Below are 14478 nucleotides of genomic sequence, written 5' to 3' on the forward strand. Positions count from 1 at the left end.
TATTTCAATACTGCACCAAATTTTCACCGTACTCTAAACGAAGTTTTCTATCTGCCATATCAGCAATAGATTGAGAATGCGTAACAATAATTAAAGAGGCATTGCTCTGTTTAGTCATATTCCATAATAATTCTCTAACCATCTCAGCATTTTTTTTATCCAAGTTTCCAGTTGGTTCATCAGCTAAAACAACACTTGGTCTATTTATTAAAGCCCTTGCAATAGCAACTCTCTGAGATTCTCCTCCTGAAAGCTCTCCTATTCTATGCTCCATCCTGTCTTTTAATCCTACAGTTTCAAGCAATGCTTCGGCCTTTTGTCTTGCCTCTTTCTTATTGTATTTAAGCATTAATGAAGGTATCATAACATTTTCTATAGCACTGAACTCTCCAAGCAAATTATGAAATTGAAATACATATCCAAGTGAGCTATTTCTAAAATGAGCTAATTGTCCCTCATTCATCTTTCCAATATTATTTCCTGCTATATTTATGCTTCCATCTGTTATATCATCTATACCGCCTATTAAGTTCAAAAGAGTAGTTTTTCCGCTTCCCGATTCTCCTGTTATAGCAAGTATTTCATTTTTATAAATATTCAAATTTAAAGATTTTAATACCTCTACTTTAGGAGGACCTATATAAGTCTTTTTTAAATTTTCTATTTTTATTAAAACTTCTTTATTATCACTCATATCTCAATACCTCCGCAGGCTTATATCTGCTTGCAATATAAGCAGGTATTATAGCAAATAAAACAGAAAGTAAAAATGAAATTGAAGCCACCATTATAACCTGCGATGCATGTATTATAGAAGGAAGCCCTCCGCTTACATAATATATATCAGATGGAAAAAAATCAGGAACTATAGGAATTGATATACCAGCACTTATTTTAGAAGGTATAAACCAAATAATATTAACTATAACCTGAAGTATTATTCTTATTCCCTCCAAAGCTTCGTTAACATAATTAGCAAGAAGCACTCCAAATAATACTCCAAGAACAGTGCCGATTATACCTATTATAGCACCTTCCAAAAAGAAAACCTTAGCAACATTTGAAGGTCTTAATCCTAATGTTTTTATTATGGCAATATCCCGTCTTTTATCTTTTACAAATATTATTTGACTCGAAGCAATATTCAAAGCCGCTATCAAAATAATAAAAGAGAGAATCAAAGCAAGCATTAATTTTTCTGTATGCAAAGCCTGAAAGAAATTTCTATCAAAAAGCATCCAAGGCATAACATTATAAAACTCTTTTAAAGCAGTATCTATTTCTTTTGCAACCTTATCAGCATTAAAGAAATTCTTAACTTTAACAGCAACCCCAGTAACAGCATTATCATAACCAACCATAGCCTGACCAGTAGAAAGCGGAACTATAACCATCCTGCTGTCATATTCATAATAACCCGTTTTATATACGCCTTTAATAGTGAAAGTTGTTTTCTGAGGTTTAAATCCCCTGTCAAAACTTCCCGATGCAGAAATTATATCAATGGTATCTCCAACCGATAAAGCATAATCTTTTGCCATCTCTGATCCTATTAATGCTTCATTAGTTTTCATGTCCTTATTATCACCTTCAACAAATTTAAAATATTTTATAAAATCCTTATCTGTGGTAAATATATTATCCTCAAATGAACGCACTGTTATAAGTATTGTAAAGTTATAAGAACGCATTATACATGGCAGAACTATATACGGATAAGCACTTGTTATCTCTTTATTATCCATTATATTATCAACAACATATTTATAGTCTGTAAGAGGCTGATCGCTATAGGCACTAATATTTATATGTGCCCTCATACCTAGTATTTTATCTCTTATATCATCCTGAAAACCATTCATAACAGAAAGCACCGTAATCATAACCATATCGCCTACTAATATTCCGAGTACGCATATAATAGTAATAATAGAAACAAATGAAAATTTCTTTTTGGCTCTTAAATATCTAACGCCAAGCATTAATTCTAATCTCAAAGCATCTCCTTAATATAAAGAATTAAAATATTATATATCATATACAATTAAATTTAAACCTCATTTTATTAAACTTGAATAATTTTATTATAATGTTAAAATATTATATATAAAAATTGGATTATAAATTATGGATGAAATAAAAAAAATTAAACAGCCAAAGCTTTCACTCAAAGAAAGGTATAATGATGATTTCTTAGAAAAAGCTGAACAAAGAAGAAAAGCATTGCAATATAAAAGAATGCATGTAGGACAAATAAATAATGACAGATTAGAACACATGTTAAAACTTCTTTATCAAGTTCATCAGAATTATTATTTCGGATATTTTGAAGCCAGCTGTACATTAGTGGGAAGTATGTTTGAACAGTCCCTTATGATTCTATTAGAAGAAAAAATAAAAGAAGACGGATTTGTATCAGTTATGAAATATAATAACGGAAAAAAATATGAAGAAAAAATAACTGATGTAGAATACTTGGCTCAATGCAATATAGGAGTTTTAATATCCATAGTCAGTAATTATAAAATGCTGCCAAGAGAAGAGTATAATCTAGCCAAAACTCTTCAATGCGTAAGAAACTGTATAGTACATGATATGCTTCCTTCATTTTCTGTAAATGGAAAATATTATGAATCAGAATTAAAAATAAATTTAGGTTCAAGTATAAAAAGAACTATAAAAATACCTGCAGATGAAGTAAATAATTACACTATAGCTCAAAGTTCAATAGAATTATGGTCATATTTTTTGTTAACTAGAACAAGAAAATTAATAGAATTTTTATTTAAAGACAGGGTAAAAAAATTTCCGCCTGATTTTTAAAAAAAGCAGATCTAATAACTCAGACCTGCTTTCGGAAGAATATTAATTAATTTTTAAGAGCCTTTATTTTATTTTTCAAAGTTTTATTTTTAGAATATAAATCATAAATAACAGCTACCGCAATAATAGCACCTCTTATTATCTGCTGTATATAAGAATCAACACCAATAAGAGTCATAATATTATCCAAGAATCCAACTATAAAAGCACCCGCAATAGTTCCCTGAGCTGTACCTAAACCGCCTGAAAAACTTGTTCCGCCTATAACAGCAGCAGTTAAAGCTTTTAACTCATAGCTAACAGCTCCATTAGGAAGCCCTACATTGTTTCTTGACATGAATAATACGCCTGCAAAACCTACAAATATACCATTAATAATAAATACTTCTATTTTTGATCTATTAACATTTATTCCAGAAGCAACAGCAGCCTCTTCATTACCCCCTATGGCATATAATGCTCTTCCCAATTTTTTATGAGTAAGTATATACCAAGTAATAACAACAAATAATATTAAAAATAATACAGATATAGGTATTCCTCCAGGCAATGTTCCCTGACCTAATATAGTATAATCACCAATTTGATATATATTTTGTCCTGATGTATATTTTAAAGCAGCTCCTCTTGCCATAGTAAGCATAGCCAATGTAGCAATAAATGGAGGAACTTTAAATCTAGTTATCATTATACCATTTATCAAATTACATATAACTCCTACAACTATAGCAACAAGTATTGCCAAAATCATATTATTTGTAGCCTTATATGAAGCTACAGATAAAACACCAGCCAAAGCGAGAACACTTCCGCATGATAAATCTATCATTCCTGATATAATAAGCATAGTAGCTCCGCATGCTAAAATGGTAGTTACAGCTAATTGGCTGGAAATATTACTAAAATTGGCAAATGTTAAGAAATTGCTATTTAAAAATGATGATACTATTATCATTATTAAAAGTATAAAGTATATGCTGTACTTGCTCATCATTTCACTATATATCTTTTTTATATCTATTTTCATTTATCTCTCCTATATTTTTATTATATTAAAATTACATTGTAATAGTACCAGTAGCCAATTTCATTATAGTTTCCTGAGAAAACTCATCACGATTAAGCATTCCAGCTATACTTCCTTTGCACATAACATATATTCTATCACACATACCTATAAGCTCTGGAAGTTCGGAAGATACAACTATTAATGTTTTACCATCTTTTACTAAATCAGTCATTAATTTATAAATCTCGAATTTAGCTCCGACATCTATACCTCTAGTCGGTTCATCCATTATTAATATATCAGGTGATTCGAGTATCCATCTGGCAAGAAGGACCTTTTGCTGATTTCCGCCAGAAAGAGTATCTACACTTACTTCATAAGAAGCTGTCTTTACATTCATTTTTTCACAATATTTTCTAACTTCTTTATTCTCAGTTCCTTTATGCCAAAACTGATTATAGAAAAATTTACCCAAGCTGGCTAAAGAAACATTTTCTCTTACGCTTCTGCATGGTATGATTCCGAATCTTCTTCTATCCTCTGAAAGCATTGCAATACCATTATTAATACCATCTGCCACACTGTTGATATTCTTTACCTGCCCCTTAATCTTTATCTCTCCTGATGAATGCTTATCTATACCGAATATAGTTCTAACAAGCTCAGTTCTTTTAGCACCCATAAGACCAGCAAACCCAACTATTTCACCCTTTCTAGCATAAAAACTGCATTTATTAAATACGTCTTCAGAATATAAATCTTTAACTTCTAAAATATTTTCACCTATCTCTACAGTTTCTTTAGGATAATTATTTCCTAGTTTTCTGCCTACCATTAAAGATATAACTTTATCTATATCAAAATTTTCTGCTCTATCTGTAAGTATAGTTTCTCCATCTCTCAATATAGTAATATCATCAGCAATTTTAAAAATTTCATCCATCTTATGCGATATATATATTATGGATGCACCTCTTGATTTAAGTTCAGCTATTTTATCAAACAATCTATCTACTTCCTTATTAGTAATAGCAGAAGTAGGTTCATCCATAATAAATATATTGGCATTATTAGCTATTGATTTAATAATTTCCAACATTTGAACATCAGATACTGTCAATTCTTTTAATTTTGTAGTAGGAGAATAATTTAACCCCTCTTTTTCCAATATATCAACAACATCTTTTCTTATCTTTTTCCAATTAACAGTACCTAAAGGTGTCATAGGCCAATCACCCAAAACGAGGCTTTCTTCAACAGTCATCTCAGGAACATAATTTAACTCCTGAAATATCATTGATATTCCTAACTTTCTAGCCTGTATAGGATTTTTTATCTGTACTGGCTTACCATCTATCTCTATGCCTCCAATATCAGCTTTATATATACCATTAATTATTTTCATTAAGGTAGATTTTCCTGCCCCATTCTCTCCGCACAATACATGAACAGTACCCTTTCTAACAGCAAGATTAATATCCTTAAGAGCCTGCACACCCGGAAAAGATTTATATACATGAGAAACTTTTAATCTATACTCTTCTTCCATCTTATATAACCTTTATAAAAATATTCTAAATATGTTTTTTATCAAAAGTGGAGATAATTTATTAAAAATATCCCCACTTTCTAAATATTTAATAGAGCTAAAAACAAATATAAATCATTAACTTATAGCACCTGTTTTCTTATACATTTCTATATATTGATCAACATTTTCTTTAGTAACTAAAGGATTATCAATATCTGTATCTATTTGTTCAGCTTCTTTGTTTACAAGTTTATTTACAGTGTCAAGTATTTTAGCTGATAAATCATAAGCACTTTGCATACAAGTAGAAGTCATTTTTCCTTCTTTAATTAAAAGACAAGCTTCAGCTGTACCATCTACTCCATATACCAATAAATTATCGAATTTAGCATCGCCTTTAGTAGCTTCTAAAGCACCAGCAGCCATATTGTCATTCATAGATATAACAGCATCAATTTTATCATTAGCCTGTATCCAAGTTTCCATAAAGCTTAAAGCTTCATCTTTGTTCCAGTTAGCAATCTGCTCTCCAACGATTTTTACATCAGGACGTTTATCAAAGAATTCTACCTGCCAGCTTCTTCTTCTTTCATCAGCATGGAAATTGCCCGGAGGGCCGTTTAATACTACAACATTAGCACCTTGAGGTATTTGTTCTAAAGCAGCAACAGCATTAACAGCAGCCTGTTTATAAGGGTCAGCATCTACAGAAGAAGCACCTTCTATACCAGCTATTCTAGCATTTGTAGTTATACAGATTATACCTGCAGCTACAACTTTTTCAGCATAAGGTCTTTGAGCTTCTCCATTATTAGGCTGTATTATGATAACATCATACTTATTAATGATAGCATTTTCAATTAAGCTATTTTCAACGTCATCATTAGCCTGTCCGTCAAATACATCAACTACAATATTAGGATATTTAGCAGCCTCTTCTTTAATAGAATTAGCTAGCCAAGCAGCAAATGAATCCGCCTGAGCTCTAGCTATATAAGCTACTCTGATTTTTCCTTCTGCATCAGCTGCTGAAGTACCTTGTTCGCTTGTTTTACTATTACAACCAGATATTGCAAATAATACCATAATCATAAAAGCAAAAAGCGTCAATAACTTTTTGTTCATATAGTATCTCCTTAAAAATTAATTAATTTATTAAATATTATATTTAATACCAAAACTATCAAAAACAGCAGTATCCCCCATCTACTATAACATCGCTTCCAGTTGTATATCCAGAAGCATTGCTTGCCAAATAAAGTATAGGCGGTATTAGTTCTTCTGGTTTGCCCATTCTATGCATAGGTATTAAAGGCATCCAAGCATCTTTAAGCTCTTTAGGAGTATCTACTGACATAGGGGTTGCTATATATCCTGGACTTATACTATTAACTCTTATTCCTGTTTCTGCCCATTCCATAGCTAATGATTTTGTCAAATGTATAACTCCTGCTTTTGAAGCATTGTATGAACATTGCCATTGAGGTATATTAACTATAGTACCAGACATAGAAGCCATATTGATAATGCTTCCTTTTATTTTTCTATCGAGCATTATTTTACCTACAGCTCTTGCCATAATAAATTGTCCTGTTAAATTAACATCAATTACTTTTCTAAATTCTTCTACAGATGATTCAACTGTTGATTTATGTATACATATTCCTGCATTATTAAATAATATATCTATGGAATTAGACTTACTTAAAATTTCTTTTAAAGCTTCATCAACATTTTTTTCATCAGTAACATCGCATTTTATATGGTAACATTTTCCGCCATTATCACTAATTAATTTAATAGTTTCATCAGCATTAGAACGTGAAAGTATAATAATTTCAGCTCCAGCTTTTGCCATACCTAAAGCTACAACCTGACCTATGCCTGTACCACCGCCTGTTACAATAGCAGCTTTTCCTTTCAAAGAAAATAATTCATCCAAATAACTCATATATACGCCTTACATTTTAATAACTGTTTTTACAATATTAGCTTTGTCATTTACACTGTCATCTAAAGCCTTCTGCAAGTCTTTGAAATCATAAGTATTAGTAACTATATTTTTTATATTAACCGCACCGCTTTCAACAGCATCTATTGATAATGGGAATATATGTCTGTATCTGAATACCGTTTTGAATGTTAACTCTTTATCCAAAGACATACCTACATTCATATTAATCATTCCAGTTTTACTATATCCAACTAAAACTATAGTAGAACCTTTTTTAGCAAATTCTATAGCCTGATTAGTGGTAGATTCAACTCCAGCAGTTTCTATAGTAAGATCGCTGCCTTTTCCATTTGTTATCTCATAAACTCTCTTTACCACATCCTCTTTTGAAGCATCTATTACACCTGTAGCACCTAACTCTAATGCCTTATTCAAACGTTTTTTTATAACATCTATTACATAAACTTTAGAAACACCGCATGCTTTTAAAGAAAGCATAGAACATAAACCAATACATCCTGCACCAGTAACAAAAGCAACCTCTCCTATTTTAGCATCGCCCTGTCTGGCAGCATGCATACCAACTGATAAAGGCTCTATCAATGCACCTTCCATAGTTGATAAATTATCTGGCAATTTGAATGATAAATTTTCCGGATGAGCAACATATTCTTGAAATACTCCGTCAACAGGAGGAGTAGCAAAAAATATTACATCAGGGCATAGATTATATCTTCCAGTTCTGCAAAACTCACATTCTCCGCATGTTTTTCCAGGTTCTAAAGCAACTCTGTCCCCAACTTTTAAATGTTTTACCTTACATCCTATTTCTACAACTGTACCGCTGCATTCATGTCCCAATACAAATGGGGTTTTAACTATAAAATTACCTATAGCTCCATGCTCATAATAATGCAAATCTGAACCGCATACACCAACATATTCAAGTTTTACTAATACCTCATTATCTTTAGGTTTTGGTATATCACGCTCTGTAAAATCTATTTTTTTTAAATCTGTCATTATAGCGACTTTCATTTTACCATCCATATTTATACTCCATATTCAATGATTTATATATTAACGAAACTACTTTTATAAAGTATTTTTATTAAAGTAGTTTATGTAATAAAGTATAATCATAAAATAAGCATTGTCAAGTATTTTGATACGATTTAAACAAAAATATTATATATTTTATATGGTTTCTATAAATGAATGTATATGCTGTAAAGCAGCTCCCAAAGCAGCTCCTTCAAAATGATGTTTACATACTTTTACATAATTTCCATTAGTTTCAAAAGTATTTAATTTAGCAACTCTGTTTCTAAAATCTTGAATATAGTCAGAAAAATATCCTCCTACATAACCGCCTATAACAACATCGCAGTCAAAAGACATTCTCAAATTATTAACTGCTGCAGCCAGATAGTATAGATATTTTTCCCAAGCATCGTCTATAATCTTATTGCCTTTATGCAGACTTTCAAAAAATAAATTAAGTTTGCCGTTAGTTAAATCAGAAAGCAGACTTGCTTTACAATAAGAATCCAAACATCCCTTTTTACCGCAATAGCATTTTTCTCCGTCAGGTACTATACTTATATGTCCGAATTCTCCTGCTCTTATATTATCTCCTTTATAAAGCTGCTTAGCAAATATAATAGCCCCTCCTACACTATTGCTTAAAGATAAATAAATAGCATTATTTTCTATGTATCTAGCCTCAGCAAAGCCAGCAGCATTAGCATCATTAATAAATATACAGTCAAAAGGTATATATTTAGTAAAATCCGTATACGGTACTTTCTCAAAACCTAGAACATAGGAAGATGCTATATCTGTTCCAGACTTATCTATTATTCCAGGTATTGATAATCCAGTTCCCAAAATTTTATTGTTATCAATACCAGAAACGAACTCTCTAATAGAATTTTCAAACCATAAAAAATATTCTTCTGTATAGCTAAAACTATTTTTAAGTCTTATATTTTTTATTACATTTCCAAACAAATTTACTAAAACTAAACTTATATGATTTCTTGTGATATCTATTCCAATAGAAAACTTGGCATCTTCAACTATTGACATAGCCTTAGCCTTTCTTCCTCCGCTTGACTCAAATTCGCCAACCTCTTTTATAAGATTTGCCTCAAAAAGTTCTTTAGTATTCTGCAAAACGGTGGGCATGCTCATATTTAAAGCAACAGCTATTTCATGCTTAGAAACTTTATTTCTTTCCAAAATGTATTTATAAATAATATTCTTATTTATTCTTTTTACATCTATATTATTACTTTTTTTGTATGTCATAATTTCTCATAAAAATAATGTCTGAAACAGTATACATTAAAAAAATAAATTTGGAAGATTATTATACACAATAATACTTGATTTATAAAATATTTTTTATATACTCAATAATAAATAACAATAATTAGGATTTACAATGTACACATTAGGAATAGATTTAAGCACTCAAAGTTTGACATTAAGTATTATAAATTATAAAACTTATAAAAATGATATAAATATATCTGTAGCATTTAACTCTCTTGAAGAAATAAAAAATTCTCCAATGAATAAAGATACATTACTAATAGATTCCAAAATTAATGGTAAAGCTGAGCAGGATATAAATATATTTTTATTAGCATTAGACAAAGCATTTTTAAAACTCAAAGGAGAATGCGATGTTAAAGATATAAAAGCAATTCAAATATCAGCACAGCAGCATGGACATGTATATCTGTCAGAAAAATATAGAGAAAATATAGAGAAATTAAAAAATAAATCATTAATAAACCAAAATCTATCAGAAATATTAAAAGATTCGTATTCATATAATGCAGCTCCTATATGGAGAACATCATGCACTCAAAAAGAAGCTAATGAATTAAGGGAAGCAGTAGGCGGAAAAGAAAAAATGATACAGATAACTGCTTCTAATTCTCCGCTTAGATTTACTGGTGCTGTTATAAAATATAATTTTGATAATAATGAAGCTCTATCACAAAATACGTATAAAATATTTTTATTAAATACTTTTATAGCATCAATATTAACCGCTAAAGATAATATACCTGTAGATTTTGGAAATGCCTCTGGAATGAGTTTAATGGATTACTCTAAAAGAGAATGGAATGACACATTATTAAATGCTGTGTCTGCTAATTTAAAACAGAAATTAGGAAATATAGATTCTCCTTCAAGTTTTGCTGGGTATATATGCGAGTATTTTATAGAGAAATATGGTTTCGATAGTGAATGCATAGTCGGAATAGGAAGCGGAGATAATCCTCAGACAAAGGTACTATACAAAGGAGATATACTGTCTTTAGGAACAAGTTTTGTTTATATGTTAAACATAGATGAAAACAGCAGAGATTTTTCTGGAGTATCTAATGCTATGTATGACGGCATAGGAAATCCATTTATGATATTCTGCAGAACTAATGGGGCTATAGTTTGGGATGAAGTAATGAAAATGCATGACCGAACTTATAAAGAAGTTACCAAATCTTTAGAACAAAATATTGATAATCTTCCAATAATGCTATGGCAGAAAGAAAATGAATCTGTACCTATAAGCAGAGCATTTGATATAAAAAGATACTATGAAAAACATACTTTTGATAATGATTATAAAGGAATTGTATTAAGTTCATTAGGATTAGTTGCTGCCTACTCTAAGAAATTTTCTTTAGGAAGTAAAACAGACTTATCTGTAACTGGAGGACCTACAAAAGATAAAGAAATATTAAAAATTGTAGCAAATATTTGGCAATGTCCTATAAAACTTTTACCTTCAGGAGGAGCATCATTAGGTGCTGCTTTATCTGCTATATTATTGCTAAGAGAAAAAATTTCATTAGATGATATTAGAAATTCTTTAATAGATAATACTGTAATAGAACCTGATACTAGTTTATCAAAAAAATATGAAGATTATCAAAAAGAAATGCTTGAAAAATTTGAAGAAATAACTAAAGCATTATAATTTGAAATAAATTTACTGGCACTTATAAGTCTTAATTTAGGATTACTGAGAATCATATATAGTTCAAATGCCATGAATTAAAGAACTTTACAGCAAACTCCATTCTGTGAAAAGTGAAAGTTTGCAGATTTACAAATTAATTATAATATATTTAAAATTAAATAGCTTTCATAGTTAATTTTGTCAAGTAGTTTTGAACAAGTCTATTATATATTTATGAATGAATATCTATTTCCATTATCAGCACAGTTTTCTACAACAGCAATCAAATTATTATTTTCATCACTCAAAGCGAGATATTTATTTTTTATTTCAAAATTCTCTATTGATTTGGTATTTCCGCATAATATTTGCTTAACAGCTGATGCATCTTTAATAACTTTTCTATCTAAATATTTAAACATATCAAAAAAAGATATTATATTATCCTCTCCAAGTGTTTCTATAGAGCATGACATATTAATATTATATTCTCCGATTGAGTATCTAGTAAGGCTTTTAGTATAGGCAAGATTATTAGTAATTATTCCTATATCTCTTATTATTGACCGTATATAAGTGCCTTTGCTTACAGAAGTTTTTATTTTGAAATATGGATAATTATATTCAAGCAATTCTATATTATTAATGCATACATTCACGCTTTTTAATTCAAATTTTTCATTAGCTCTAGCCATATCATAAGCTCTTTTACCATTTATTTTTTTGGCACTATATATAGGAGGCTTTTGCATAATATTTCCATAAAAATTATCTTTTATGACTTTCTGCAATTCATCAAAACTTAATATATTTTTAGAATCAGATACAGCTAAAACATTTCCGCATATATCATCAGTATCTCTGCTCTCACCGAATACTCCCTCAGCAATATACTCCTTATCCATATCATCAAATAAGAAAAAAAGTTTAGTAAATCTTCCGAATGCAAGTATTAAAACACCATCTGCAAAAGGATCCAATGTTCCTACATGCCCTACTCTATTTTCTATTATATTATATTCATCTCTAAGTCTTCTTTTAACTTTCTTTATGGCATCAAATGAGGTTATACCTATAGGCTTATTAATAATACAAAATCCTTTGAGCAAATTAATATCCTATCCTCTAATTATCTGCAATGAATTAAAATAAATATTCAAAATATTATCCGATATGCTATAAAGATTATCATATCTCTTTGAAAATAAATTCTCTCCTATAGATTTAACCAAATCATCTATAGTTTCTATATTATGTCTTAATGTTCCAAGCTGATCCTGAGATAAATTGAGTAAATGAATATTGCTCTTATCAAATTCAGATATAGTTGTTTTAACAGCATTATCAAGCAAATAATATACCACTAATAATTTTTCTTCTTCTTCTGGAGTGAGTACTGTATTAGAAGAGCCATATATTTTTGAAAGTTCATACATTCTATATGCTGTTTTATATATAGAATTTAAATTATCAAAAAACCAATTTACATTATTTCTTTTTCTCAAATCCGAAAGAACATATTTTATATCATGCAGTATAGAGTATCCTGCACTCTCATCTTCTCCGCTTGATATATAATAATGAGAACGTATCAATATATCCTGCAAACTGTCAAAGTCCGCTTTCCATTGTGGATCTTCTGTATTAATATTATAATACTTATTCTTAAAATCATTCCATACTATTATAAACCTTTCTATAATTTCCTTTCCATTAGAATTATTTGAATCTCTAATATTTAAAAGTGCATCAATATATGACTTATCTAAGAATGCCATATCAACCAAAAAGTTATCCTGCTTTTTAACACATGAACTGCAAATCATAATCAATAATAATGATGAAAATATTAACTTTATTCTCAATATACAATCTCCATTTTTTACAATTACTAATATTATTAAGTTAAAATAATTAATAATTAAAGGATAATCTATTATAAACCATGAAAAAAAACAATACAAATTTTTTATTAATATTTTTTATCTTGCTAATAACTATAGCTTCATGTTCGAAAAACAATATAAAAAAAGGGATATTATATTCAAAATCCTACAGTGATCTAAATTATGATGCAAGCAAAATAAAAGCAATAGACAGCATATATTATTATATAGCTGAACAAACAGCAGAGTTTATAAATAGAAATGATTTTAATGTAGTTGCTGTACATTTGAAAGATAAAAATTTGATAGATTTCAATAATAAAGAAATATCAGAAATAAAACAGTATGAAAAAGATAATAATTTTTATACAGAAATAAGAATCAATGATAATACAATATATGAAAGAACTTTAGAAATATTAAATAAAATAAAAAAAGAGGGTTCTATAGGAGATAAATTTTTTAGGGCAAATGCCTCTATAGAAATAACTGAAAATGCCAAATTAAGTGCTTATACAAGACAAATGCTCACACAAAATGCTTTAAAACGAGCTTATCATTCTCTATATAAAATATTAATAGACTCAGGCATAGAAGTTAATGATGCTGCTGCTTTAACAAACAATGCTTATATTCTTGAGGAAAGCTACACCTCAAATGAGTATAATGTTGTAGTAGAAACTGAATTGGAATAAATATCAGGCTTATTTCATAATGATTAAAAATAATATTTATATTCTTTTAGGTATTATTATCCTAAGTAATATATAGACTTAGTAATATTTCATCTAAAACAGTTTTTAAACTGCTGACAATTATGTTTACGGTAATAAAAACTCAATTATAAAAAATAAAAAACTATAGATACTATTAATATTTATTAATTTATTTTTAAGCAAATATAGTATTTATCATTATTGTTATATAATAAATTAAACCGTATTTTTTTGATATATACTAATTAATTATGATATTCTTTTTACGTATAAAATACAATTTACTTTAAATCAAGTTATGTTATAATTTAGTTATGAAAGAGATTAACAGACTCAATGATTTATTTATGCGGTATCTAATCGGTAAAGAAGGCGACGAAGATATATTAGAAAATATTGTTAATGCTGTTTAAAATAATGCTGGTTTTGAATCTGAAATTATTAATCCTTATAACTTGCCTGAAAATGAGAATTTAAAGGAATCTATTCTTGATGTTAAGGCAAAAACAAAAGACGGCAAAAAAATAATTATTGAAATACAGCTTGTAGGAAATAATAATTTTGTAAAAAGAATTTT

13 protein-coding genes and 1 pseudogene are annotated in these 14478 nt (G+C 29.0%); 4 read left to right on the forward strand and 10 right to left on the reverse strand.

What is annotated here, in order from left to right:
• Positions 1–4 precede the first annotated feature (4 nt).
• Together Q0J69_RS13405 and Q0J69_RS13410 are read right to left on the reverse strand one after the other, a co-directional pair.
• Positions 5–694 carry an ABC transporter ATP-binding protein gene (locus tag Q0J69_RS13405; protein ID WP_297208351.1) on the reverse strand — a complete coding sequence of 230 codons (690 nt, stop codon included), beginning with the start codon at positions 692–694 and terminating at the stop codon, positions 5–7.
• A complete protein-coding gene (locus Q0J69_RS13410; protein WP_297208371.1) occupies positions 687–1982 on the reverse strand; it encodes an ABC transporter permease in 1296 nt (431 codons plus the stop codon). Before Q0J69_RS13410 ends, Q0J69_RS13405 begins: the two co-directional genes overlap by 8 nt.
• Positions 1983–2127: 145 nt before the next feature.
• Here Q0J69_RS13410 and Q0J69_RS13415 point away from each other — a divergent pair, with 145 nt between their 5' ends.
• Positions 2128–2823: a hypothetical protein gene (locus Q0J69_RS13415; RefSeq protein ID WP_297208353.1), complete on the forward strand. Its 696-nt coding sequence runs from the start codon at positions 2128–2130 to the stop codon at positions 2821–2823.
• Positions 2824–2869: 46 nt separating this feature from the next.
• Here the strand turns inward: Q0J69_RS13415 and Q0J69_RS13420 are convergent, their stop codons facing one another.
• The 6 genes from Q0J69_RS13420 to Q0J69_RS13445 all read right to left on the reverse strand — a co-directional run bounded on the left by Q0J69_RS13420 (position 2870) and on the right by Q0J69_RS13445 (position 9630).
• The gene (locus Q0J69_RS13420; RefSeq protein ID WP_297208355.1) at positions 2870–3850 is read right to left on the reverse strand and encodes an ABC transporter permease; all 981 of its coding nucleotides are present in this window, start codon (positions 3848–3850) and stop codon (positions 2870–2872) included.
• 31 nt (positions 3851–3881) lie between these two features.
• Positions 3882–5381, reverse strand: a complete 1500-nt coding sequence (locus Q0J69_RS13425) for a sugar ABC transporter ATP-binding protein (RefSeq protein ID WP_297208357.1) — start codon at positions 5379–5381, stop codon at positions 3882–3884.
• Between the two features lie 117 nt (positions 5382–5498).
• The gene (locus Q0J69_RS13430; RefSeq protein ID WP_297208359.1) at positions 5499–6488 is read right to left on the reverse strand and encodes a sugar ABC transporter substrate-binding protein; all 990 of its coding nucleotides are present in this window, start codon (positions 6486–6488) and stop codon (positions 5499–5501) included.
• Positions 6489–6546: 58 nt separating this feature from the next.
• A complete protein-coding gene (locus tag Q0J69_RS13435) occupies positions 6547–7314 on the reverse strand; it encodes an SDR family oxidoreductase (protein ID WP_297208360.1) in 768 nt (255 codons plus the stop codon).
• A 9-nt stretch (positions 7315–7323) separates the two neighbouring features.
• Positions 7324–8367, reverse strand: a complete 1044-nt coding sequence (locus Q0J69_RS13440; protein ID WP_297208361.1) for an NAD(P)-dependent alcohol dehydrogenase — start codon at positions 8365–8367, stop codon at positions 7324–7326.
• A 147-nt stretch (positions 8368–8514) separates the two neighbouring features.
• The gene (locus tag Q0J69_RS13445) at positions 8515–9630 is read right to left on the reverse strand and encodes an ROK family protein (protein WP_297208363.1); all 1116 of its coding nucleotides are present in this window, start codon (positions 9628–9630) and stop codon (positions 8515–8517) included.
• 136 nt (positions 9631–9766) lie between these two features.
• Here Q0J69_RS13445 and Q0J69_RS13450 point away from each other — a divergent pair, with 136 nt between their 5' ends.
• Positions 9767–11317 carry an FGGY family carbohydrate kinase gene (locus Q0J69_RS13450; protein WP_297208364.1) on the forward strand — a complete coding sequence of 517 codons (1551 nt, stop codon included), beginning with the start codon at positions 9767–9769 and terminating at the stop codon, positions 11315–11317.
• A 206-nt stretch (positions 11318–11523) separates the two neighbouring features.
• Here Q0J69_RS13450 and truB read toward each other — a convergent pair whose 3' ends face one another.
• Together truB and Q0J69_RS13460 are read right to left on the reverse strand one after the other, a co-directional pair.
• Complete coding sequence (gene truB, locus Q0J69_RS13455) at positions 11524–12408, reverse strand: tRNA pseudouridine(55) synthase TruB (protein ID WP_297208366.1); 885 nt, start codon at positions 12406–12408, stop codon at positions 11524–11526.
• A 9-nt stretch (positions 12409–12417) separates the two neighbouring features.
• Positions 12418–13164 (reverse strand): hypothetical protein, encoded by a 747-nt coding sequence (locus tag Q0J69_RS13460; protein ID WP_297208368.1) that lies wholly within the window; start codon positions 13162–13164, stop codon positions 12418–12420.
• 80 nt (positions 13165–13244) lie between these two features.
• Between Q0J69_RS13460 and Q0J69_RS13465 the strand changes: the two genes are divergently transcribed.
• Together Q0J69_RS13465 and Q0J69_RS13470 are read left to right on the forward strand one after the other, a co-directional pair.
• Positions 13245–13880: a hypothetical protein gene (locus tag Q0J69_RS13465; protein WP_297208370.1), complete on the forward strand. Its 636-nt coding sequence runs from the start codon at positions 13245–13247 to the stop codon at positions 13878–13880.
• 335 nt (positions 13881–14215) lie between these two features.
• Positions 14216–14478: pseudogene (locus tag Q0J69_RS13470) on the forward strand (PD-(D/E)XK nuclease family transposase); the annotation flags it as partial.

Origin of the sequence: uncultured Brachyspira sp. (assembly GCF_944388875.1) — a bacterium.
Taxonomy (GTDB): Bacteria; Spirochaetota; Brachyspiria; order Brachyspirales; family Brachyspiraceae; genus Brachyspira.